At 64.5% G+C, this 22953-nt stretch carries 23 protein-coding genes and 3 tRNA genes; 10 read left to right on the forward strand and 16 right to left on the reverse strand.

Annotated features, from left to right (window positions below):
• Positions 1-2 precede the first annotated feature (2 nt).
• Genes AC1DNF_RS24595 through AC1DNF_RS24605 form a run of 3 tightly spaced genes read right to left on the reverse strand, consistent with a single transcriptional unit; the run spans position 3 to position 2622 of the window.
• On the reverse strand, positions 3-779 hold the full coding sequence (locus AC1DNF_RS24595) for an ABC transporter ATP-binding protein (protein ID WP_478151264.1): 777 nt from the start codon (positions 777-779) through the stop codon (positions 3-5).
• Positions 779-1624 carry an ABC transporter permease gene (locus tag AC1DNF_RS24600; RefSeq protein WP_478151265.1) on the reverse strand — a complete coding sequence of 282 codons (846 nt, stop codon included), beginning with the start codon at positions 1622-1624 and terminating at the stop codon, positions 779-781. Before AC1DNF_RS24600 ends, AC1DNF_RS24595 begins: the two co-directional genes overlap by 1 nt.
• Positions 1621-2622: an ABC transporter substrate-binding protein gene (locus AC1DNF_RS24605; protein WP_478151266.1), complete on the reverse strand. Its 1002-nt coding sequence runs from the start codon at positions 2620-2622 to the stop codon at positions 1621-1623. Before AC1DNF_RS24605 ends, AC1DNF_RS24600 begins: the two co-directional genes overlap by 4 nt.
• 215 nt (positions 2623-2837) lie before the next feature.
• On the opposite strand from AC1DNF_RS24605, the gene AC1DNF_RS24610 reads away from it, so the two are divergent.
• Positions 2838-3755 carry a LysR family transcriptional regulator gene (locus AC1DNF_RS24610; protein ID WP_478151267.1) on the forward strand — a complete coding sequence of 306 codons (918 nt, stop codon included), beginning with the start codon at positions 2838-2840 and terminating at the stop codon, positions 3753-3755.
• A 26-nt stretch (positions 3756-3781) separates the two neighbouring features.
• Entirely contained in the window at positions 3782-4342 is a 561-nt protein-coding gene (locus AC1DNF_RS24615; RefSeq protein WP_478151268.1) for a TIGR02444 family protein, read from the forward strand.
• 29 nt (positions 4343-4371) lie between these two features.
• Here the strand turns inward: AC1DNF_RS24615 and AC1DNF_RS24620 are convergent, their stop codons facing one another.
• The 9 genes from AC1DNF_RS24620 to AC1DNF_RS24660 all read right to left on the reverse strand — a co-directional run bounded on the left by AC1DNF_RS24620 (position 4372) and on the right by AC1DNF_RS24660 (position 12191).
• On the reverse strand, positions 4372-4521 hold the full coding sequence (locus AC1DNF_RS24620; RefSeq protein ID WP_478151286.1) for an HHHH-motif protein: 150 nt from the start codon (positions 4519-4521) through the stop codon (positions 4372-4374).
• 226 nt (positions 4522-4747) lie between these two features.
• On the reverse strand, positions 4748-6259 hold the full coding sequence (locus AC1DNF_RS24625; protein ID WP_478151269.1) for an aryl-sulfate sulfotransferase: 1512 nt from the start codon (positions 6257-6259) through the stop codon (positions 4748-4750).
• A 551-nt stretch (positions 6260-6810) separates the two neighbouring features.
• Positions 6811-6898 (reverse strand) — tRNA-Ser (locus AC1DNF_RS24630).
• Between the two features lie 42 nt (positions 6899-6940).
• On the reverse strand, positions 6941-7621 hold the full coding sequence (locus AC1DNF_RS24635) for a TetR/AcrR family transcriptional regulator (protein ID WP_478151270.1): 681 nt from the start codon (positions 7619-7621) through the stop codon (positions 6941-6943).
• A gap of 11 nt (positions 7622-7632) precedes the next feature.
• The gene (hemW, locus tag AC1DNF_RS24640) at positions 7633-8808 is read right to left on the reverse strand and encodes a radical SAM family heme chaperone HemW (protein WP_478151287.1); all 1176 of its coding nucleotides are present in this window, start codon (positions 8806-8808) and stop codon (positions 7633-7635) included.
• Positions 8809-8885: 77 nt separating this feature from the next.
• Positions 8886-9485, reverse strand: coding sequence for an RdgB/HAM1 family non-canonical purine NTP pyrophosphatase (gene rdgB, locus AC1DNF_RS24645; RefSeq protein WP_478151271.1), 600 nt, complete (start codon positions 9483-9485; stop codon positions 8886-8888).
• A 25-nt stretch (positions 9486-9510) separates the two neighbouring features.
• Complete coding sequence (gene rph, locus AC1DNF_RS24650) at positions 9511-10239, reverse strand: ribonuclease PH (RefSeq protein WP_478151272.1); 729 nt, start codon at positions 10237-10239, stop codon at positions 9511-9513.
• Between the two features lie 42 nt (positions 10240-10281).
• Entirely contained in the window at positions 10282-11187 is a 906-nt protein-coding gene (locus AC1DNF_RS24655) for a PP2C family protein-serine/threonine phosphatase (RefSeq protein WP_478151273.1), read from the reverse strand.
• The gene (locus AC1DNF_RS24660; RefSeq protein ID WP_478151274.1) at positions 11184-12191 is read right to left on the reverse strand and encodes a serine/threonine protein kinase; all 1008 of its coding nucleotides are present in this window, start codon (positions 12189-12191) and stop codon (positions 11184-11186) included. Before AC1DNF_RS24660 ends, AC1DNF_RS24655 begins: the two co-directional genes overlap by 4 nt.
• 92 nt (positions 12192-12283) lie before the next feature.
• Here AC1DNF_RS24660 and AC1DNF_RS24665 point away from each other — a divergent pair, with 92 nt between their 5' ends.
• From AC1DNF_RS24665 to AC1DNF_RS24680, 4 genes are all read left to right on the forward strand, one after another.
• The gene (locus AC1DNF_RS24665) at positions 12284-13198 is read left to right on the forward strand and encodes a YicC/YloC family endoribonuclease (protein ID WP_478151275.1); all 915 of its coding nucleotides are present in this window, start codon (positions 12284-12286) and stop codon (positions 13196-13198) included.
• Between the two features lie 11 nt (positions 13199-13209).
• A complete protein-coding gene (gene gmk, locus AC1DNF_RS24670) occupies positions 13210-13830 on the forward strand; it encodes a guanylate kinase (RefSeq protein ID WP_478151276.1) in 621 nt (206 codons plus the stop codon).
• Between the two features lie 34 nt (positions 13831-13864).
• Entirely contained in the window at positions 13865-14068 is a 204-nt protein-coding gene (gene rpoZ / locus AC1DNF_RS24675) for a DNA-directed RNA polymerase subunit omega (RefSeq protein ID WP_478151277.1), read from the forward strand.
• Between the two features lie 114 nt (positions 14069-14182).
• The gene (locus AC1DNF_RS24680) at positions 14183-16438 is read left to right on the forward strand and encodes a RelA/SpoT family protein (protein ID WP_478151278.1); all 2256 of its coding nucleotides are present in this window, start codon (positions 14183-14185) and stop codon (positions 16436-16438) included.
• 11 nt (positions 16439-16449) lie between these two features.
• On the opposite strand, the gene greB is transcribed toward AC1DNF_RS24680, so the two are convergent.
• Complete coding sequence (gene greB, locus AC1DNF_RS24685; protein ID WP_478151288.1) at positions 16450-17031, reverse strand: transcription elongation factor GreB; 582 nt, start codon at positions 17029-17031, stop codon at positions 16450-16452.
• 388 nt (positions 17032-17419) lie between these two features.
• On the opposite strand from greB, the gene AC1DNF_RS24690 reads away from it, so the two are divergent.
• Positions 17420-17620, forward strand: a complete 201-nt coding sequence (locus AC1DNF_RS24690) for a hypothetical protein (RefSeq protein WP_478151279.1) — start codon at positions 17420-17422, stop codon at positions 17618-17620.
• Between the two features lie 295 nt (positions 17621-17915).
• Here AC1DNF_RS24690 and AC1DNF_RS24695 read toward each other — a convergent pair.
• From AC1DNF_RS24695 to hrcA, 3 genes are all read right to left on the reverse strand, one after another.
• A tRNA-Arg gene (locus AC1DNF_RS24695) sits at positions 17916-17992 on the reverse strand.
• Positions 17993-18051: 59 nt separating this feature from the next.
• Positions 18052-18128, reverse strand: a tRNA-Ile gene (locus AC1DNF_RS24700).
• A 40-nt stretch (positions 18129-18168) separates the two neighbouring features.
• On the reverse strand, positions 18169-19173 hold the full coding sequence (gene hrcA, locus AC1DNF_RS24705) for a heat-inducible transcriptional repressor HrcA (protein WP_478151280.1): 1005 nt from the start codon (positions 19171-19173) through the stop codon (positions 18169-18171).
• 28 nt (positions 19174-19201) lie between these two features.
• On the opposite strand from hrcA, the gene AC1DNF_RS24710 reads away from it, so the two are divergent.
• From AC1DNF_RS24710 to rapZ, 3 genes are read left to right on the forward strand one after another with little or no spacing between them, the layout of a single operon-like run.
• Positions 19202-20098 (forward strand): NAD kinase, encoded by an 897-nt coding sequence (locus AC1DNF_RS24710; protein ID WP_478151281.1) that lies wholly within the window; start codon positions 19202-19204, stop codon positions 20096-20098.
• Position 20099: 1 nt separating this feature from the next.
• The gene (gene recN / locus AC1DNF_RS24715; protein WP_478151282.1) at positions 20100-21782 is read left to right on the forward strand and encodes a DNA repair protein RecN; all 1683 of its coding nucleotides are present in this window, start codon (positions 20100-20102) and stop codon (positions 21780-21782) included.
• On the forward strand, positions 21779-22654 hold the full coding sequence (rapZ, locus tag AC1DNF_RS24720; RefSeq protein WP_478151283.1) for an RNase adapter RapZ: 876 nt from the start codon (positions 21779-21781) through the stop codon (positions 22652-22654). The genes recN and rapZ overlap by 4 nt, the downstream gene beginning before the upstream one ends.
• The last annotated feature ends 299 nt before the right edge of the window (positions 22655-22953 follow it).

A 22953-nucleotide genomic window follows, 5' to 3' on the forward strand; every position in this document is an offset into this window, starting at 1 on the left:
CTCTAGTGTTGTGTCGTGGGGGAGTGTTCTTCTTCGCCGCCGATGGCGCGTTCGACCTGGCGATGCATCCGTGCCATGCATTGCGCGTCCTGCCGTTGCGCGGCGCTGACCGAGAGTTCGAGGCAGACGCGCGCGGGGGCCGCCAGCACGAGGATGCGGTCGGCGATCTCCAGCGCATCCTCGATGCGGTGCGTCACGAAGACGCAGGTCTTGCGCTGCTCGCGCACGATCTCCGCGAAATCGCGGCGCAGGGTCTGCGAGGTCACGTGGTCGAGCTGGCTGAAGGACTCGTCGAGCAGCACCAGCGCCGGATCCACCGCCAGTGCGCGGGCGAGCGACACCCGCTGGCGCATGCCGCCGGACAGCTCCGACGGGTACTTGTGCCCGGCGTCGCCCAACTTGACGCGCTGCAGCCATTCCTGCGCCCGTCGGCGCGCCTCGGCCTTCGGGCGCTTGAGCAGCAGCAGGCCGAGCTCGACGTTCTCCTGTGCGGTGCGCCAGGGCAGCAGGCGGTCGGTCTGGAAGCTGACGGACAGCTTGCCGCGCAGCGCGGTGAAGTCGCGCGCCGGGTCGACGCCGGCCACCTGCACGGAGCCTTCGTCGGCGCAGGCCGTGCCCATGAGCAGCGACATCACGGTGCTCTTGCCGGCGCCGGTCTGGCCCAGCAAGGCCACCGTCTCACCCTCGCGCACCACCATCGAGAGGTGGTCGATGGCCGTGTGGCTGCCGAAGCGCTTGCTGACGTCGCGCAGTTCGATGATGGGGGTCTGTGTGTTCATCAGCGCACCTTCGCTTCCTTGCGCCAGCCCAGGAAGCGCGTCTCGGCCAGGGCGGCGAGCCACTGGATCACCAGGTTGAGCACCACGAGCAGGAAGGTCCAGGCCAGCACCTGGTCGATGCGGAAGGTCGACTGCGCGAAGCTCATTCGCGACCCGATGCCGAAGGCCGAGGCCACCAGCTCCGCGAAGATCACCATGCGAATGGCGTAGCCGATCACCGACTTGGTGGTGAGGAAGATGTAGGGAACGATGTGCGGCGCGACCAGGTAGCGCAGCATCTGCCAGCGCGTCGGCCGGAAGCTCTCCAGCATGTCGACCCAGTCGGTCGACAGCGCCCGCACGCCTTCGTAGACGTTGAGCGCATAGAAAGGCAGCAGAATGACCGTGAGGATGAAGAAGATGCGCGCCTCGGGGTCCTTGAACCAGAAGACGGCCAGCAGCATCCACGAGAGCGCGGGGATGCCGGTGTCCACCACCACCAGCGCCTTCAGGTAGGGGCCGACCCGCTTCGAGGTTCCCATCAGCAGGCCGACCACGACGCCCGCGACCGCCGAGAACAGGATGGCGACGCACAAGCGGCCCAGGGTAATGGCCACGTGCAGCAAGTCGGTCCTGAGGAGGTCGGCCAGCGCCTTGGCGATGGCCTGCGGCGAGGGCATCACGTAGTCGGGCACGTACCAGCTCGCGACTTCCATCGCGATGCAGATCAGCACGATCACGACGGTCAGCGCCTTCAGGTCGCTGCGGTCGCGCGCCTTGGGCGCGCGGACCATCGCCACCGTGGTGACAGGTGCGCGCGGAGAGATCTTGGCCACGTCCGCGGCCTGGAGTTCGGCCTGTTTCATGCCGCGAAGAACCCGTTGTCGACGACCTTGGCGAGCGCGCCATTGCGCACCAGGAACTCGTTGGCCGAAAGAATGCTGCGGCGCCCCTCCTCGGTCTGCATCGACACGTGCTTGAACTCGAGCCGCTTCGAGGCGATGGCGGTCTTCAGCACGTCCGTCGGGATGCCCGAGTTGGTGCCCGCGATGGCCACGGCTTCTTCCGTCCTGCCGGTGATGCCCGCGATGCACTGACCGAAAGCCTTGTTCAAGCGCGTGACGAGCATCGGGTCGCGCGCGATGGCTTCCTTGCGCACGGCCACGCCGAAGTACGGCAGGTCGAGGTTGATCCGGCGGCGGTATTCCTCGCCCGCGTTGTAGAGCACCCGCATGTCGGGCACCCGCTTGAGGCCGACCGAGACATTGGGCTCCCAGGTGAGGCCCGCGTCGGCGCGGTTCGCCATCACCAAAGTGACGGATGCGGCCGGGTTGTCGACGTTCTGGACCACCGCGTAGCTCTCCAGGTCGATGCCGGCGAGTTCCTTGACGACGGCGCGCATCATCCGGTAGGTGCCCGTCGATTGCGGCGCGGCGAGGGTCTTCCCCTTGATGTCCTGGAGCGTCGCCGGCCCCTTGGCCTGGGTGACGATGTTGATCATGTTGCCCGTGGTGACGGAGCACACGTACTGCAGCGGAACGCCTGCGATGTGGCGGGAGGCGAAGGTGTCCCAGCTGCCGATGCAGACGTCGTAGTTGCCGGCGACGAAATCGTTGTAGTAGGTGCTGACGGCCGTGTAGGCGGTCGGTTTGCCCAGTTGCAGATCGTTCGACTTGTCGATCCCCTTGGCGATCATGTAGTCGGTCAGCAAGGTGGTGAAGCCGGGCGCCAGGTTGGCCCATTTCAGGCCGGTCTGGGCGCTCGCCCCGCCCGACGATGCAAGGCCGACGCCGAGCGCCGAGGCCGGTGCCCAGGCCGATGCGGCCTTCAGCAGCGCGCGGCGCGAAAGTGGATAACTGTTCACTGGTTGTCTCCGTTCTGAGTTCTGATGGCGGGGCGCGAGGCCTTCCGGCACGCGCTCTGTATCTCTCTTTGCGGCGATGTTAGGAACGCGCCAGCGTTCCGAATAGCATCAGATGTGGACCGGGCGTTCCATCCATGGAACGCTCGGCTTCCATGGCGATGGTGTTGTCGACTACCCTCGGCGACTGCTTCGATGCTTGAGACCGACAACATTCCATGGCCGACAAACTCGATCTGAACTCGCTTCAACTTTTCTACGACGTCGTCAACGCGCAGAGCATCACGCGCGCGGCGAGCGAACTGGGAATGCCCAAGTCCACCATCAGCCGCAAGCTCACGCAGCTCGAGCACAAGGTGGGCACCATCCTTCTGAAGAAGGGCCAGCGGCGCTTGACGACGACGGAGATCGGCACGCGCTTCTACGAGCATTGCCGGCGCGTGGTGGACGAGGTCGAGCAAGCCGGTCTCGACACGATGCAGCTGCAGACGGCCATGCGCGGCGCGCTGCGGGTGAGCATCCCGATCGACTTCGGTGTGTCATGGATCGGCAAGGCAATCGCGGAGTTCGTGCTGGCCTATCCGGAGCTCGAACTGGAGGTGGATGTGAACAGCCGGCCGGTGAATCCCCGGGAAGACCCCTACGACCTCACGATCCAGCTCGGACCGCTCAAAGACACCGAGCTGACCTACCGGCGCATCGCCACGATCACGCGCGGCGTCTACGCCAGTCCCGAATACCTCGAACGCCGGGGCGTGCCGCTGTCGGTGGACGAGCTGCACCGGCACGACTGCATCATCACGACGCAGCAGCGGGCGGACGGCATCTGGACCTTGCGCAACCAGGCGACGCACCGGTTCGCGAACGTCGAAGGCAAGGTCGTCGTCAACAACATCTCGATCGCGCGTGAAATGGCCATCGGCCACGTGGGGCTGAGCATGCTGCCCAATGTGATGTGCGCGAACGACCTGCGCTCGGGCCGACTGCGGCGGGTGCTGAGGGACTGGGAGAGTCCCTCCATGCATGCGACCGCGCTGGTGCTCAGCCGCAAGGGCATGCCCAGCAAGATCCGCGCGTTTCTGGACTTCATGGCGGACAGGCTGAGCCTGGACCAGCAGGAATCCCGCGAGCGCTGAGAGCGTATCGCCACCCAGTCGAAGACATGGACGACACTTCTGAAGGCACGGCGCGCGAAGCTCTCTGGAACTTCGCGCTGGAGATCTACGCCCAACCGGGCGTGGCGACGGCTTGCGTGCTGCTGCAGGATCGGCTCGGGGTCGACGTGACCGTGCTCTTCCATGCGATGCATGCGGCGTGCCGCCATCGACGGGTGCTGGACGACCCGAGCCTGGCGGCCGCGGATGCTCTGATTGGGCCCTGGCGCTCGGAGGTGATCGAGCCCTTGCGTGCGATGCGCCGGCGCATCAAGCATGGCATCGCACGGGTTCCGCCGCAGTTGGCGGACGAAACACGGGAACTGGTTCGACGCGCCGAACTGAGCGCCGAGCGTGCCGCGATGGCTGTCCTGGGGCAATCGCTCGGAACCACAGACGCACCCATGCCACCCTTGACGCCGGACGACCTGCTGTCACGCATCTGTCGAAGCTATGCCTTGCGCAGCAAACGCGCCGCGGCCCTTGGCGACCCGGAGGTTCAAGAGGCCATGAGGGTCATCCAGCGGGTGTTCAGCGCTTCGATGCGAGCCGGCCAGGCTCAGCCATGAAAAAGCCCGCTTGCAGCGGGCTTCCTGGATCAGCGCACCCAGTGGCAGATGCGGTGGTGATGGTGGTCGAAATGACAGACCTTGTGCGCGCGATGCCGCGGAGCGGCCGAGGCGATGGTGGGCGCCAGAGTGGCCAGGCCGGCGAAGGCGACGACGGTCGAGAGAATGAGGTGCTTGATCTTCATGGTGTTCCTGCGAGGTTCGATGGAATTCGGATGCGACGACGGATCGCCACATATGTTGAACGGTCGGCAACCCCGCAGGGATGACAGGCCGGCGTTTTAAGTTTGGCTTAAGCGCCGGGCGTCAAGCTTCGCTCCGACAGTTGACCGACGCTGGTAGAGGTTGCTTCGGCACCCGCCCGTTCCGGGCGGTCCCTCGATGTCGGCGACTGTCGCGACGCCACTATCCGTTGAAACGCATCGATTCGAATGGAATCGGCTGGGCGTTCCAGCTTGTGTTGCATCCCGATGTCGCATATTCGAAATCGAAGCTCACGTTCTGGCCGGCATCCAACCCCACAAGGCGGGCGTGCGTCCCATTGTCGGCGACCGCGTAGCTGACCAGCACGGACGTGCCAACGGGAGCCTCGTAAGCGCTGGAACAGACACTCGAAAAAATGCTCTGGCCGTAGTCGAAGCGCCGGGACTCCACCGCGGTCCGGCTCGCGGGATCGATCGCATAGGCCGACACGGCGCTGTAGCTGCGAGTCTCGCCGGAGGGCGCTCCCGCGGGCTGATTGACCGACCCCAGGCCGTCGTTGAAGAGTTGAAGCAATCCATCGTGGGTGATCGAGACCGCGTGCTGGCCGACCGGATACAGCCCGCCGTCCGCCAGATTCAGGCTCCTGGCCGCAAGCGAAGGAAAGCTGTGCCAGTACTTCGTCGGATCGCCCAGGATCCATGCCAGGCTGCCGCTGGCGTAATCGATCTTGACCACGAAGTTCTCGCGGCTGGAGACGATGAGCGTGTCATCGCTCGGGTCGTAGGCCGCGGCGTTCATGTGGAACCAGTCCACACCCGGTCGCACGAAGGACGTGGGGTCATCGCCCTGGCTTTGCATGAAGCGCGACAGGATGTCGCCGAGGTCCCAACGCGTCAGTATTGTCGCGGTGTCCGGGTCGATTTCGACCAGCGTGCTCTCGATGGCCGGCACGCCGCCACGGGTGGCATCCATCTCCGCGAGCAGGCCGACCTTGCCGGGATCGATGTTGTGGTGGAAGTCGGTGAGGTCGCTGGCACCCAGGAACGTCTCCTTCGAGGTACCGTCGAGTTCAAGGCGCTCAAGCCGAGGCGGCGTGTTGTCGCCGATGATGAAGCTGTTGTCATGGAACAGCGACGAGGTCGATGCGATCTTCCCGGGTGCGACCCAGCGTATCTGGCCGTCGGTGTCGACGACGACCGGACTGCCCAGGGCGGACTTCATGTAGAAGTAGTCGAAGGCAAGAGAGTCGCCCGCCGCGCGCGCCTTCAGGATGTTCGGCCGGTCATAGATGCCGTTCGGATCGGCGTAGGCGGGCGTGTCGATCTCGACGCGCAGTTCCTGCTGCAGACCGTCCGGAAGCTGCAGGTCGATGTCGACCTCGTTGGCGTAGTCGGCATACAGGCCGAAGACCGGAACCGTGACCGAGTCGCCCCCGGCGGCGGCATAGCCGCGCCGCACCAGGTAGGCCATCGCATAGTTGACATCGACCGGGCGCGAGATGCTGCCCGGCTTGGATTCGACGCGGTAGTGCACAGAGGCCAGATCCTCGCCATCGGGCAAGTGCAGGTCTATGAATGCGATGAAAGGCGAAAACCCGCTTCGCACCCCGGCGACGACGGAAGGCGGCAGCTCGACGCCCTGGGAAACGGATCCCCCGCTATTGCCGCCCCCGCCGCAGCCGGCGAGCGCCAGTACGGCGACGGCGCATGACATCAGGCGTGGGCGCCCTGCGGTCACCCAGCGTGCAAGTGAGGACACGGCACACCCCCTGTTCTTGTTGGTCCGCGACAAGCAGGAGCGATGATGCGCGCGCCGACAACGGGGTGCAAGCCGAGGCGGCACAACAATGCGGCGACCGCGCTGCGCGGCATCCATTGCATTGTGGAGAAGGCGGTGGGCGAGGGGCGTCCGGGAGGCTGCGAAGCGCCAGGGGCAGGCTTCACGGCGGATGGTGTCTCCGCCCCCGATCTCGCGCGCGTGCAGCCGGCTGCCTAAGAAGGCGAACCGGGGACGGGTGTTCCGCCCTGCTTCGGCTTCGATACGGGCGGCGGCGCCTCGCCGGAACTCGGTGGGCGGCCCCGTTGGCAGATCATGCGGCCCGTTTGCCGGTCCCAGTGGCAGGACCTGGACTTGGCGAGTGTGTCCGCAGAGGCGAGCTCAGGCGCGAAGACAGCCAGGCAAGCGAAAGCGACGAGAGCAAATTGCTTGAGGTAGTTCACGACGGCAGCTTACACCCCTGACGCGGAGGCGCTGAATGTCTTTTGTGGCGGAGAGTGTGAGATTCGAACTCACGGACGGTTGCCCGTCGGCAGTTTTCAAGACTGCTGGTTTAAACCACTCACCCAACTCTCCGAGTCTTCCGCCTTCGCGTTGCGCGCCGACAGGTCCGGGATTTTAGTCGGATGCGGGCGCCCAGCCGCGCATCACCAGTTCGACGATGCCCTCGGCCCACACCCTGCGCTCCTCCGGACCCGCGAGGGGCTTCGAAATGAAGAAGCGAACGCCGCCGAATGCGAGCGTCGAAAGCTGGACCGCCGCCAGTTCGGGCGAAGGAACATGCAGCTTCCCGGTGCGATGCGCTTCCGCCAGATACTCGACCACGGGCGCGAGCACGTAACTGTTCTCGGCATAGAGCGACTTCGCGAGTTCGGGAAAGCGCACCGCCTCGGCGATCACCAGGCGCAACAGCGCGAGCGTCTTGGGCTCGGTCGCCCCCAGGTACATGCGCTCGACCAGGTCGGTGAGTGTCTGCCTTTCGTCGACACCACGCTCCACCAGCGTGGCCTGCATGGTGTCGCGGGCATTGCCAACCGCGCGGTGCACCACTTCGCGGAACAGCGCCTCCTTGTTGTCGAACTGCCGGTAGATTGTGATCTTGGCGACGCCCGCTTCGCGTGCGATGGCCTCGATGCTGGTAGCGGCGTAGCCCTTGTCGAGGAACGATTCGAGTGCGACCGCGAGAAAGGACTCGCGCAACGCCACTGCTTGCTGCGGGCTCGGCCGCCCCCGCGACCTGCGCTTGGTCTCGGGCATTTCGGGGCCGTCCGAGGCAGGGGGAGTATGGGGTTCGTCCATGACCAGCTCGCTCAGGCGTCCGGCAGAAAAATGGCCTGGAGGTCGTTCAGAAAATCAAAGCCGCGCGTGGTCGGCCACACGCGGGCAAGATCGCGCGCGATCAAGCCCTTGCCCTCGGCTTCTTCGAGCCCGCGTTGAATCGCGGTCACGGCCAGGCCGGTGCGTTCGCTGAATTGCGACAGCTGGAAGCCGTCCTTCAATCGCAAGGCATTGAGCATGAACTCGAATGGCAAGGCAGCGATGGCGACCTCATCGCTTTGTGAGACCGCATTGGCGGCGATCGCATTGTCCATGTACAGGCGCGGCTCCCGGAATCGCACCTGCCGCACCACCCGGTGCGCAAAGCTCAGCTTGCTGTGGGCGCCGGCGCCGATGCCAAGGTAATCGCCGAACTGCCAATAGTTCAGATTGTGCGCGCAGCCATGGCCGGGGCGAGCGTAAGCCGAGATCTCGTAGCGCCCGAGGCCATGCGTGGCGGTGCGCTCGGTGATGCGGTCCAGCATGTCGTAAGCCGCGTCGTCCTCCGGTATCGCGGGTGGAAACTTGGCGAAGTAGGTGTTGGGCTCGATCGTAAGGTGGTAGACCGACAGATGCGGCGGTGCGAGCGACAGGGCCTGATCGAGGTCCGCGTCCAGGCCCTCCGGCGTCTGGCCCGGCAGCGCATACATGAGGTCGAGATTGAAGGTGTCGAAGGCGAGCGCGGCCTCCTCGACGGCGGCGATGGCCTGCGCGCGGTCGTGGACTCGGCCGAGCGCCTGGAGGTGGTCGTCGTTGAAGCTCTGCACGCCCACCGAAAGCCGCGTGACGCCCGCGGCGCGGTAAGCGCGGAAGCGGTTGCGCTCGAAGGTGCCCGGATTGGCCTCCAGCGTGATCTCGCAGTCGGGTGCCAGCCTGAGGCGGGCACGGAGGTCGCCGATCAGCCGGTCGATGGACGCCGGCGAGAACAGGCTGGGTGTGCCGCCGCCGATGAAGATGGTGTGGACCGTGCGGCCCCAGATCAAGGGCAGCGCCGCGTCGAGGTCGGCAACCAGCGCATCGAGGTAGCGCTGCTCGGGCAGCGCATCCGCGCTGTCGCGCCACTCGTGCGAATTGAAGTCGCAATAGGGGCACTTGCGCAGGCACCACGGCAGGTGAACGTAGAGCGACAAGGGCGGCAGCGCCGCGAGCTGCAGCGGGCCCGGCCGCATGAGGTGCAAGACGTCGTTGGCGTTGGCGGCGCCGCCGGCATTCTCGCCGGCGTCCTTCAGGATCGGGATGACAAGGCTCACAACCAGCGCTCGCGCATCAAGGCCAGCATCTGGCGCGCCGCCTGGCCGCGATGGCTGTTGGCATTCTTCACTTCGGTGGGCAACTGCGCGAAGGTCTTGCCGAACTGCGGCAGGAACATCACGGGGTCGAAGCCGAATCCGTTGTCCCCCAGTGGTTCGCGCGTGATCTCGCCTGCGGCGCGGCCGACGGCGATCAGGGGCTCGGGATCGTCCGCGCTGCGCAGCGCCACCAGGGTGCTGACAAGCGCGGCGCGGCGGTCGTCGACGGACGCCATCTGCTCGAGCAGCGCACGCACGTTGTTCGAATCCCCCTTCTCGTAGCCGAATTGGGTGGCGTAGAACGCGGTGTCGACCCCCGGCAGGCCGCCGAAGGCCTCGACGCACAGGCCAGCATCGTCTGCGATGGCGGGCAGGCCCGTGGCCGCCGAGGCATGGCGGGCCTTGGCCAGCGCGTTCTCGACAAAGGTGCGGTGAGGCTCCTCGGCCTCGCCGACCCCGAGTTCGGATTGGCGCAGCAGCGCAACGCCGAGCGACGCGAACAAGGCCTGCAGTTCGGCGAGCTTGCCTGCGTTGTTGGAGGCCAGGACGAGTTTCATCGGCGGAATCTGGGCGCGTTGGCGATCAAGCCGAGAGTGCCTTTGTCTGCAGCGCGGTCAATTCGGTAATTCCCTTCTCGGCCAGCGCGAGCAGGAGGTTCATTTCCTCGCGCGAGAAGGCCGCGCCCTCGGCGGTGCCCTGCACTTCGACAAAATGGCCGGCGCCCGTCATCACGACATTCATGTCCGTGTCGCAGGCGGAATCCTCGATGTATTCGAGGTCGAGCAAGGGCGTGCCCTGGACGATGCCCACGGAGATCGCGGCCACATGGCTGCGAATGGGCGACACGGGGATCTTGCCCTCCGCCAGCAGCTTGCTGACAGCGTCCTGCGCCGCGACGAAGGCGCCGGTGATCGCGGCGGTGCGGGTGCCGCCATCTGCCTGAAGCACGTCGCAGTCGAGATGGATGGTGCGTTCGCCCAGCGCGGCAAGGTCGAACACGGCGCGCATCGAACGGCCGATGAGGCGCTGGATTTCCTGGGTGCGGCCGCTTTGCTTGCCGCGTGCCGCCTCCCGGTCGCTGCGCGTGTGGGTGGCGCGCGGGAGCATGCCGTACTCGGCCGTGACCCATCCCTCGCCGCTGCCGCGCTTATGCGGCGGGACCTTTTCCTCGACCGACGCCGTGCACAGCACGCGGGTCTGCCCGAACTCGATCAGCACCGAGCCCTCGGCGTGGATGGTGAATCCGCGGGTGATGCGCACGGGGCGCAACTGGTCGACGGCGCGGCCGCCGCTTCTTACAAAGGCTGTCATGGCAAAAAAGGGCAGAGAAGGGGAAATGGGGGGACTGGCGGCCTACGCCTTGCGCGCGGCGGAGCGTCGTATCGCCTCGTTGATCTCGGCGATGGAGCGCTCGATGGCGTCCTCGTCAAGATCGTCGAGTTCGCTATCGGATGGCATTCCAGCCTGGATGGTCGAGGCGAAAACGCCATCGCTGATGCTGTCGGTGGAAACACCGCGCCCCTCGCCCGTTGCGTCGGGGGTCTCCCACTCGAGGGCGATCAGGGTGACGTTGTCGCTGTGGGAGCCGCCGTTGCGCAGGGCCATTTCCGCGAGATCGGGCGCCGCGTCGGATACCGGCTTGCCCGAGGAGAGGGTATGGACAATCACGGCGTCGTCCAGCACACCCCACAGGCCGTCCGAACACAGCATGATGCGGTCCCCGCGCTGCAACTGAAGGGGCGCGGAGACGTCGAACAACGGTGTCGTCGGCGAGCCCAGGCAGGTGAGCAGGAGATTGCGGTTGACGGCTTCGGCGCCGGCGTTGGCGCGCGGCCGTTCCGCATGGGAGTGGTCGCGCGTGCGGGTGAGCAGTGCGCCATCGCGCACCACGTAGAGCCGCGAATCGCCGCAGTGAATCCAAGTGGCCGTCGTGCCCTGCAGCACGGCCGCGACCACGGTCGTCCGCGGCGTATCGAGCATGCCCTTGTTGCCTGCGTACCGCATGATCTGCTGGTGCGCGGCCATCACGGATGCGGTCAGGAAGGCCTTCACGTCCTTGACGATTGGCCGCGCCTCGCGCTGATAGAGCGCCGCAATGGACTGCAAGGCCAGTTGGGCTGCCACTTCGCCTTCGGGATGACCGCCCATGCCGTCCGCGAGCACGAACAAGCCGGACTCGCGGGTGTAGCAATAGCCCATGCGGTCTTCGTTCTTGAGGCGACCGCCCTTTCGGCTGACTTGGAAGACAGAGAATTTCATGCGGGACGCGTCGTGGGTGCGGCCGCCTTGGGCAGCCCCTTCTTCTCGAACGAACGCATGTTGTCGATCGAAAGCCGGACCTTCTCGCCGACCGTGAGCTTGGTGTAGCGACGTTCGCCCTCGCGGCTCAACTCCTTCTGCAGCGCGAACACCGACTGCGGACGAGAAAGAGGGTCAAGGGACATGCACCATTCGACCACCTCGATCAGGTTGTCGGAGTAGATGCCGCGAAGGCGCGAGAGCGACAGTCCGAGCCGGTCCTTCTCGATGCGTTGTGGCGCGTCGTTGGGGGGATAGCCCTGCATGCAGGCATAGATGCAGGCGCCGATGGCGTAGATGTCGGTCCAGGGGCCCATGGAGGAATCCCGGCGGTACATCTCGGGCGCGGCGAAGCCGGGCGTGTACATCGGGCGAATGAAGTTGCCCTCCTTGGACAACACCTCGCGCGCGGCGCCGAAATCGATCATCACGGCGCGATCGTCGTCGGTCACGAAGATGTTGGCGGGCTTGATGTCCAGGTGCAGCATCTTGTGCTGGTGCACGATGCGCAGGCCGCGCAGGATCTCGTCGAACAGCGACCGGATGGTGGACTCGCGGAAGACCTTCTGCTTCTTCAGGTCGCGCGCAGTCACGACGAAATCCTGCAGGGTCGCGCCCTCCAGGTAGTTCATCACCATGTAGACGGTCTCGTTTTCGCGGAAGAAGTTGAGGACGCTGACCACCGAGGCATGGGATATCTGCGCCAGCGAGCGCCCTTCCTCGAAGAAGCTCTTCAACCCCAACCGATAGAGGGAAAGCTTCTCCGGCGAGACCTGGGGCGCAAGCTCGCCGGTACCCCGCGTAGCCAGCGAGGACGGAAGATATTCCTTGATGGCGACCTGCTGGCCACTGTGGTCGACCGCAAGGTAGACAACACCGAAGCCACCGGCGGAAAGCCGGCGCACGACGCGATATCCACCTATCACCGTGTCGGGCAGAAGGGGCGAGGGTTTGACCTTTGACATAATCCGGGAGTTTCGCCCGAAGGCAATGGTGCGGCAAGCGAACGCTGTGCCGTCGTCTCGGTGCACGCAAACAAACTTCTCAGCGAGGCGCAATGCCAGTTTACAGCATGACCGGGTATGCCAGCGGCCAGAACGGCCCCACAGGCACCCACTCCGAAGGCGATGCGCGGCCCCCTTCCGCAGGCCGGCTTGGGGTCGAAATCCGCTCGGTCAACAGCCGGTTTCTTGACCTCACCTTCAAATTGCCCGAGGAACTGCGCCAGCACGAAACGGCCTTGCGTGAGTTGCTCACCGGCCGACTCAAGCGCGGCAAGGTCGAATTGCGCGCCTCGCTCGAGAGCTCCGCCACCGCGGGCATCAGCGAGCCGTCCACCCGATTGCTGCAGCGGCTCAATGGCGTGCAGGACAGCATCAAGGCCTGGTTGCCTGCCGCGAGGGATCTCAGCGTGGCGGACGTGCTCCGGCTTGCGGCCGGCGATTCCACGATGCGCGGCGACTGGGGTGCGGAGCTGAGCGAAGTGACTGAAAAGACGCTCAAGGCGCTCCTCTCAGCTCGCGAGCGCGAAGGCGCGCGCCTCGCCAAGATGCTCCTGGACCACCTCGGGCAGTTGCGCAAGCTCGCAACCCAGGCTCTGCCGCTGGTGCCCCAGTTGGTCGAGCAGCAGCGAACGCGCTTTCTTGAACGCTGGACCGAGGCCATGGGCCTGGGCGGCGGCACGCCGCCCGAAGCGGCCCAGGATCGCGCGCTGAGCGAAGCCACGGCTTTCGCGATCCGCATCGACGTCGCCGAGGAGCTGACGCGCCTCAATTCGCATCTCGACGAGATCGAACGCCTGATCAAGAAAGGCGGGGAGATCGGCAAGCGCCTGGACTTCCTGATCCAGGAACTGCATCGCGAAGCCAATACGCTGGGCTCGAAATCGGCAACGCTCGAGCTCACGCGCATCGGGGTCGACATGAAGGTGCTGATCGAGCAAATGCGCGAGCAGGTGCAGAACATCGAATAAGCTGAGAACGCATGGACTACCCCGGCAACATCTTCGTGGTTGCGGCGCCCAGCGGTGCCGGCAAATCAAGTCTGGTCAAAGCCCTGATGGAGCTCGACTCCGCGGTGCAACCCTCGGTTTCGCACACCACCCGCCCCCCCCGCGGCCAGGAAAAACATGGGCGCGAATATTTCTTCACGTCGCATTCGGAATTCGACGCAATGGTCGAATCCGACGCCTTCGTGGAGTGGGCGCATGTTCATGGCCAGCGCTACGGCACCTCGAAGAAGGCCATCGAAGAGCGCATCGCGCAGGGCGCCGATGTGATCCTCGAGATCGACTTCCAGGGGGCGATCCAGATCCGCAAGACATTTGCCAATGCGGTCATGATCTTCATCCTGCCGCCGAGTTGGGAGGAACTGCGCTCCCGGCTCGAGCGGCGCGGGGAGGACAGTGCGGCCGTCATCGAACTGAGACTTCAGAATGCCGCCGAAGAGATGGCACGCGCCAGTGAGTTCGATTTCGTTATAATCAACGAGTTATTTGAGCGCGCACTTTTCGACCTGAAAGCGATTGTCCACGCCCAGCGGCTTCGGTATTCCGCACAGCGCCGCGCGCGCGCCGACACCTTCGCCGCGCTGAACATCCCCTGACCCGCTCATCCTGCCCACAAAGCGAAAGATCCTCATGGCCCGCATTACCGTCGAAGATTGCCTTGTACACATTCCCAACCGCTTTCAGCTCGTGCTGGCCGCGACCTACCGTGCGCGCATGCTGAGCCAGGGCCACGCCCCCAAGATCGAAAGCAAGAACAAGCCGGGTGTCACGGCCTTGCGCGAGATCGCCGAAGGCAAGATCGGCCTGGAGATGCTGAAGAAGGTACCCGGCTGATCTGATGTCACTGAGCAACAAGGAAGCACCGCGCGCGGTGCTTTTTTTGTGGCTTTTTGTGGCTGTTCCTGACGCGGAGCGCGTCCCTACGGCTGTCACGCTAAAGTGGCAAGCATGAGCGCGGTTGTCAAGTCTCCTTCAGATGCCCCCCAAGGCACGCCCCGGCCCACGCCGGCGGCGTTGAACGCGGCGGCCGCCAGTTTTGCCGCGCTGACGGCTCGGCTCGACTATTTGAGCGCGGACGACATCGAGCTGGTGCGTCGCGCATACCGTTTTGCCGACGAGGCGCACCTGGGACAGCTGCGCAACAGCGGCGAGCCCTACATCACGCATCCGATCGCGGTCGCCGCGCAATGCGCGGAATGGAAGCTCGATGCGCAGGCCTTGATGGCGGCCCTGCTGCATGATGCCATCGAGGATTGCGGGGTGACGAAGTCCGAGCTCATCGAGCGCTTCGGAGCGCCGGTCGCGGAGCTTGTCGATGGCCTCACGAAGCTGGACAAGCTTCGCTTCAATACCCGCGAAGAGAATCAGGCGGAATCGTTTCGCAAGATGCTGCTGGCCATGGCGCGCGACGTGCGGGTCATTCTCGTCAAGCTGGCGGACCGGACGCACAACATGCGCACGCTCGCCGATGCACCGCGCGAAAAATGGGCACGGATCTCGAGCGAAACCCTCGATATCTACGCGCCCATCGCGCACCGGCTGGGGCTCAACCAGACCTACAGGGAACTTCAGGACCTCTCGTTCCGCCACCTCCGGCCGTGGCGATATGCGATCCTTTCGAAGGCAGTGGCCAAGGCGCGCGGGCGCCGTCGCGACCTGATCCAGAAGGTCCAGCAGGAATTGGAGGCCGCTTTCGCGGCAGCCGGCATGAGCGTGCGAATCGCGGGTCGCGAGAAGACGCTCTACTCCATCTACCGCAAGATGGACGAGAAACACCTCAGCTTCGCCCAGGTGACCGACATCTACGGTTTTCGTCTGATCGTGCCATCGGTGATCGCCTGCTACACGGGTCTCGGAATCCTTCATCAGATGTACAAGCCGCTGCCCGGCAAGTTCAAGGACCACATCGCGATCGCGAAGCTCAACGGCTACCAGTCTCTGCACACCACGCTGGTGGGGCCCGCCGGCGTCAACGTTGAGTTTCAATTGCGCACCGAAGCCATGCACGTCGTGGCCGAATCCGGCGTCGCCGCCCATTGGCTCTATAAGGCCGCGGAGCCCAGCGCTGCGACGAGCGAGCGCCTCGGCGCCAAGTGGCTCCAGTCGTTGCTCGATATCCAGGACGAAACGCGGGATGCCGCCGAATTCTGGGATCACGTCAAAGTCGATCTGTTCCCCGACGCGGTCTACGTATTCACGCCCAAGAGTCAGATCATGGCGCTGCCGCGCGGTGCGACTGTCGTGGACTTCGCATACGCCATTCACAGCAACATCGGCGACCACACATCGGCGGCCCGCATCAACGGCGACCAGGTCCCCCTGCGCACCGAGCTCAAGAACGGTGATGTGGTCGAGGTCATCACCGCCCCGGTTTCGACCCCGAATCCGGCCTGGCTCGGTTTCGTCAGAACCGGTCGTGCACGCTCGAAGATTCGCCACTATCTCAAGACCCTGGCCCATGCCGAATCCGAAGGTCTGGGTGAAAAGCTGCTCGCGCAGGCATTGCGCGCGGAGGGCCTGGGCACGCTGCCGGACGACGATGCGGAACACCAGTCCATGTGGGAAAAGCTGCTGCGATTCACCGGCAATCGCAGCCGCTCGGAGCTCCTCACCGACATTGGGCTCGGCAAGCGGATCGCCAGTATTGTGGCGAAGCGGCTCATGGCATTGCTGGCGGAACGGGGCGAGAAGCCAGACGCGCTGATGCTGAGCCGGGAGCGCTTCACCGCGCACGAGGCGGTCTCGCAGGGCGCGGTCACGCTGGACGGAAGCGAGAATTCCTCGGTGCGATTCGCGCTCTGCTGCCGCCCTATTCCCGACGACCCGATCATGGGCTACCTCGGGCATGGCGAAGGGCTGGTGGTGCATACCGAAGCGTGTGGCGTCGGGCAACGCCTGCGCCACAAGGACAGCGAGCGTTTCTTCGCGGTGGAATGGGCCGATGACCCGGTCCGCACCTTCGAGACAGGCGTGGTCATCACCGTGCGCAACGACAAAGGCGTCCTGGCGCGCGTCGCGTCGACACTGTCGGACGCGGAGGCCGACATCACGCATGTGGAGATGGCCGACGAGACGCCCCAGGACTCGACGGACCTGCGTTTCGTGGTGGCGGTGCGCGATCGCGCGCACCTGGATTCGGTGCTCAGGGCCGCACGGCGCACCCCGTCCGTGCTCGCGGCTGCGCGAACGGTGCCCGCGCCCTGATCGGATCGGACTCAGCGCGAGTCGGGCGAAGGCAGGGGTGACGACGGGTAGCTGACCGCCAGCACTTCGATTTCGTGAATGCCACCCGGCGTCGCCAGCTTGACCAGATCGCCCTCGCGGGACTTCAGCAGCGCCCGCGCAATCGGCGAGATCCAGCTGACCTGCGACTTCGCGCTGTCGGCCTCGTCGATGCCCATGATAGTCACGGTTCGCGCATTGCCGCTCTCGTCCTCATAGCGCACGGTAGCGCCGAAGAAGACCTGATCGCTGCCGTGGTGCACGGAGGGGTCGGTCACTTCCGCGATCTCCAGGCGTTTGGTGAGAAAGCGAATCCGACGATCAATCTCGCGCAGCCGCCTCTTGCCGTAGATGTAGTCGCCGTTCTCTGACCGATCGCCATTCTTGGCCGCCCAGTGGACTGCCTCGACCACCTTGGGTCGCTCGACGTCCATCAATTCGAGCAACTCCGAACGCAGTCGAGCGTAGCCCTGGGGCGTCATGTAGTTCTTGCCCCCGGACGGGAGCACAGGCGAGGCTCCGACGCCGTCATCGTCGTCGTCCGAGTCGTCTTCCTTGGTGAATGCCTTGCTCATCGCAATAAGTCCCAAATGAACTGCCATCAAATGCTGCGCTCCTATCGATCGGCAATAAGTCACGAAAAGGCGTGCTGGCATCACATGAATGTGTGAGAACTTATGTATTCATGTAACTAAAATAGTTACATGAAAAATCATAGCCATGCTGATCTTGCCCCAGCCGCAGCAGACGCCGAGCACTTCAACTTGCGCCCACTTCGTCAGTGGCCGAGCACCGCCCGCGCCACGGCGCACTCGTTCGCATGGAGAAATGCAGGGCTGATCGTTGGCCTGTTTCTGGCCTTCGCGTGGGCCTTGAACTCTCTTGCCGCCCTGTGACTTTGAGGGTCGCCTGGCGTCGCCTGGCACCCCCTTCTATTTAATCTTCCTCCCAACATTTGCAGCCATGGCAGAACGACGCTTGGATAACCATAATCGCTTTTCCGAGGAAGAGCCCGATACGATCCCCTCCCGGCTCGATGCCCTGACGTCGCGCCACCGGTTGGAACAACTCAACCAGCATCGCGCTGGCTGGCGCCGAAACCTCTTGATCGCTGCCATTGTGATGATTGCCGCGGCTCTGATCGCAAAGTTTGTGGCGCGGTGACGGATTCATAAGGTATCCGACTCTGGCGTCGCGGCAGGCGCGATCCTGAACAGGCCGAAGACCGCCGGGCACTACGTCGCGAGTTCGCCCACTGTCTGCAGCACAGGCGCAAATCGCGGGGCTCGCCCGTGACTGCCATTCATCCGTCGGGCAGGCGGTGAACCGAATGTCGGCGCACAGCGGTCCCGCTTGGCGCCGGCAGGCTCACGTGTCAGGCGGTGAACGGACTGGATACGACCGGACTCCCAAAAAAGAAAGAGGGTCAGGACGCTAACGTTCTGACCCTCTAAGAGAGTGGTGCGGCTGGCAGGAATTGAACCCACGACCCCTTGGTTCGTAGCCAAGTACTCTATCCAACTGAGCTACAGCCGCACAGCTTGCGATTATAGCATCCATTCGGGACCCTAACGATCTGCCGACAATGAATGCGGTGGTAGGCCGTGATGGGCTTGAACCATCGACCAACGGATTATGAGTCCGCTGCTCTAACCAACTGAGCTAACGGCCCACGCATCAGGGATTCTAGTGGCGGGGGAGCCCTGGTCTCGCTACTTGCGATGGCTCAGCGCGTTGCTGACCAGCTTCGACGTGATGTCGACGATCTGGATCATGCGGTCGTAGGGCATGCGCGTGGGACCGATGACGCCCAGCGTTCCGACGACCTGCCCGTCGACCTCGTAGTTCGCGCTCACGATGGAGAGGTCATCGAAAGGCACCACTTGGCTCTCGCCGCCGATGAAGATGCGAACGCCCTCCGCCTGGCTCGACACATCCAGCAGTCGCATCAGCTGCGCCTTCTGCTCGAACAACTCGAATGCCCGTCGCAGGTGCCCCATGTCGCCAGAGAAATCGGAAACCGCGAGAAGGTTGCGCTCTCCAGCGATCACCACCTCGTCCTGGGCTTCTGTCATCACCTCGGAGCTCACCTTGACCGCGGCCTGCATCAGAGCGGCAATCTCTCCACGCAATTGCTCGACTTCAGACTGAAGGCGATCCCGCACCTGCTCTATTGACAAGCCGGCGTAGTGCGTATTGATGTAGTTGGATGCCTCGACGAGTTGCGACTGCGAATAGTCCGCCTCCGGAAAGATCACGCGGTTCTGCACGTCGCCGTCGGGCGCCACGATGATCACGAGAAGCCGGCGATCGGAGAGCCGCAGGAATTCGATCTGCCGAAACACCGATGCGCGGCGCGGCGCCATGACCACGCCGACAAACTGCGAGAGGTTCGACAACAAGTTGGCCGCATTCGCAATCACCTTCTGCGGCTGGTCCGGCGCAAGGCTAGCGGCGGGAAATTGCTCGCGCTGCGCCGTGAGCATGGTGTCGACGAAGAGCCGATAGCCGCGCGTGGTGGGAATGCGGCCGGCCGACGTGTGGGGACTGGCGATCAACCCCAGCGCCTCGAGATCGGACATGACGTTGCGGATGGTCGCCGGTGAAAGTTCCAGCCCCGACGCTTTCGAAAGCGTGCGGGAGCCCACCGGCTGTCCATCGGCAATGTAGCGCTCAACCAGAGCCCTGAGCAGCAACTTGGCACGATCGTCCAGCATTGACAGATTTTAATGTTGTAATTTGTAGATGACCTCCTGCTTTCGGCACGTCGCCCTCATCGGCAAATACCAGGCTTCCGGCGCTCAAGCGCAGGCTGGCGCCCTGGACAACGTGATGGAAGGCATCGGCACCTTTCTCGAAGCCCAGGGTTGCGAGGTGTCCGTAGAGCGATCGCACATCGAGGAGGTCGAGGCGAGTCGCTTCAAGGCCCTCACGGTCGAAGAAATCGGCCAGCAATGCGATCTGGGTCTGGTGGTCGGCGGCGACGGGACCATGCTCGGCATCGGGCGCCGGCTCGCTCCCTATGGTGTTCCGCTGATTGGCATCAACCGCGGCCGGCTCGGCTTCATCACAGACATTTCCCTCGACCAGTACCAGGCAACGCTGATCCCGATGATGGCCGGCGAGTACGAGGAGGACCACCGCAGCCTGATGAGCGCGCAGGTCATGCGGGATGGGGTGTCGGTCTTCGATGCCCTCGCCATGAACGACGTGGTCGTGAACCGTGGGGCCACTTCCGGCATGGTCGAATTGCGCGTGTCGGTCGGCCGCCATTTCGTGGCCAACCAGCGCGCCGACGGCTTGATCATTGCCACCCCTACCGGCTCGACCGCCTACGCGCTTTCTGCCGGCGGGCCGCTCCTGCACCCAGCGGTTCCGGGGTGGGTGCTGGCTCCAATCGCGCCGCACACGCTCTCCAATCGTCCGATCCTGCTCCCGGACGCGGAAGAAGTCTCGATCGAACTCGTGGGCGGTCGAGATGCGAGCGCCAATTTCGACATGCAATCGCTCGCCTCCCTCGCGATCGGCGACCGGGTCGTGGTTCGCCGCTCGGACTTTCGGGTGCGATTCCTGCACCCAAAGGGCTGGAGCTATTTCGACACTCTGCGCAAGAAACTGCATTGGAACGAAGGAGGTTCCTGACGTGGCACTGCGACGCATAGCGCTGCGCGATTTCGTGATCGTGCGCGCACTCGAACTCGATTTCTCCACGGGATTCACCGTCCTCACCGGTGAGACTGGGGCGGGCAAATCCATACTGATCGACGCGCTCCAACTTGCGCTTGGCAACCGCGCCGATGCCGGCGCCGTGCGCGAAGGCGCCGAGCGTCTGGACGTCAGCGCAGAGTTCGACGCCGATCCTGACTTGGCTGCGTGGCTGGACGAAGGCGGCTTCGACGCGGGCGACGCTCTGTTGCTGCGCCGCACGGTCGACCTCCAGGGTCGCAGCAGGGGCTGGATCAATGGGAGCCCCGCAACCGCTACCCAGTTGCGCGATCTCGGTGATCGCTTGCTGGATATTCATGGTCAGCACGCCTGGCAAAGCCTGACCCGGCCCGAGGCTGTTCGCGGTCTGCTCGACGCGTATGCAGGCATCCGCACGCTGGCACTCGAGAGCGCCTGGCAAGGCTGGCGGCAGGCGATGTCGGCGCTGGAAAACGCGCGTTCGGCCCAGGACTCGCTGCAGCGCGAACGCGAACGCCTCCAGTGGCAGGTTGCAGAAGTGATGAAACTGGCCCCCGGCGCGGATGAGTGGGATGAACTCTCCGCCAGCCACACCCGCATCTCCAATGCACAGGCACTCATCGACGCGGCGGAAGGTGCTTCCACCGCACTGGAGGACGACGACAGCGGCGCGCTCGTCGCGCTAGGCCGCGCCGTGACGCTGCTTCAGAGCTGTGAGCACATCGAGCCCGAATTCAAGGTACTGGCCGAAGTCCTGGCATCCAGCGTGGCACAGGCCGCCGATGCTGCGCATTCGCTGCACGGTTACCTCCGGCAGGCCGACACCGACCCCGAGCGGCTCGCGGAATTGGACGAGCGGATGGGCCTCTGGATGTCGCTCGCGCGCCGTCACCGACGGCCACCCGCCGAGCTGCCGGCCTTGCTTGCCGGCTGGCAGGACGAACTGCAGGCACTCGACGCACAAGGCGACCTAGAGGCGCTGGAGCGCGCGGAGCAGACAGCACAGCTGGCCTATATGAAGGAAGCCAAGGTGGTGGCCAAGGCGCGCAAGCAGGCCGCTCCTCGGTTGGGGCAAGCCGTCACGCAAGCGATGCAAGGCCTCGGCATGCAAGGCGGCCGTTTCGAGGTCGCATTGCAAATGCTGGCCGAGCCGAGTCGGGCCGGCCTCGAAGACATCGCCTTCCTCGTGAGCGGCCATCCCGGCAGCACGCCGCGACCCATCGGCAAGGTAGCCTCGGGCGGCGAACTCTCCCGTATCGCGCTGGCCATCGCGGTGACAACCAGCGAACTCGGCGCCGCGCAGACGCTGATCTTCGACGAAGTCGACGCAGGCGTGGGGGGCGCAGTGGCCGAGACCGTGGGACAGCTCATGAGACAGCTCGGCCGCGATCGGCAAGTGCTCGCGGTCACCCATCTGCCGCAGGTTGCGGCCTGTGCAGACCATCATCTGGTGGTCGCGAAGCGACAGATCACAGTCAAGGGCGAGGACGGCCTCCGAACCGAGAGCGGCGTGTCGGTGCTCGACGATGACAGCCGCACGCGCGAAATCGCCCGCATGCTGGGCGGTGAGCACGTTTCGCAGACCTCGCTCGCGCATGCGCGCGAAATGCTGGGCAAGAAAGCGCCGGAGACATCGTCATGAGTCTTGAGCTAGTGCTGATCACTGGCATGTCCGGATCGGGCAAATCGGTCGCCCTGCATGCGCTCGAGGATGCGGGTTACTACTGCGTCGACAACTTGCCGCCCGAGTTGCTGGCACCGTTTGTCGCCCTGCAGCGCCAGCAGCAAGCGGCCCGCGTCGCGATAGCCATGGACGTGCGAAGCGGTGTGTCCCTGCCGCTCGTGCCGCAGCAGCTTGAAGGACTCCGGCGCGAGGGCGTCCTGTTGCGCTCCTTGTTCCTCGATTCGACCAGCGATGCATTGGTGCGCCGCTACTCCGAGACGCGGCGGCGGCATCCTCTCTCCCGGCAGGAAGGCCGTACCGATGCGCCCGAGCAGCAGCGCGTGTTGATGCAGGCTATCGAGCTCGAGCGAGAGCTGTTGGCGGACTTGCGCGACGGCGCGGACGTGATCGATACCAGCATCATCCGTCCGGCTCAGCTGCAGAGCTACATCAAGGCACTGATTTCAGCGCCGGAAAGCACCCTCACGCTCGTGTTCGAGTCCTTCGCCTTCAAGCGCGGCGTGCCACTCGATGCCGACTACGTGTTCGATGTTCGCATGCTGCCCAACCCGCACTATGTGCCCACGCTTCGCCCGCTGACCGGGCGGGATACACCGGTGATCGAATGGCTGCGCGGGCATGAAGATGTTGCCCGCATGTACGGTGACATCGAGCAGTTTCTCGAGCGCTGGCTCGACGCGCTGGCGCGCGATCATCGCAGCTATGTCACGGTCGCGATCGGTTGCACCGGCGGGCAGCATCGCTCGGTCTTCCTGGTGGAGCAACTCGCGCGAGGCTTCGGCGCACGCTGGGCCGCGCTCAAGCGGCATCGCGAACTCGACGGTGCCTGACACTCCCGCGAAGAGCCAGGCTCTCTAGCCTGAAGTTCCTTGTACTTCGTAGTCACTCGAGAAGCGGCAAGTGGTTGTCGTGGTTCACGAATCCTCCTCTTCGGAGGATTTTTTTGGTGTCAATATGTAGTCACTAAATAGTTGACATTGTGGCTCTTGTTGTATATATTGGCATTCATGGCAGCCCGCACCGGAACCGCTCACGTCGTCACTACGACCCGCAAGTACAAGGACCAGGTCTATCGCACCCACCTGCTACGCCGCAGCTACCGCGAGGACGGCAAGGTCAAGAACGAGAC

The sequence above is a fragment of the Variovorax sp. 01T432 genome, assembly GCF_056398605.1.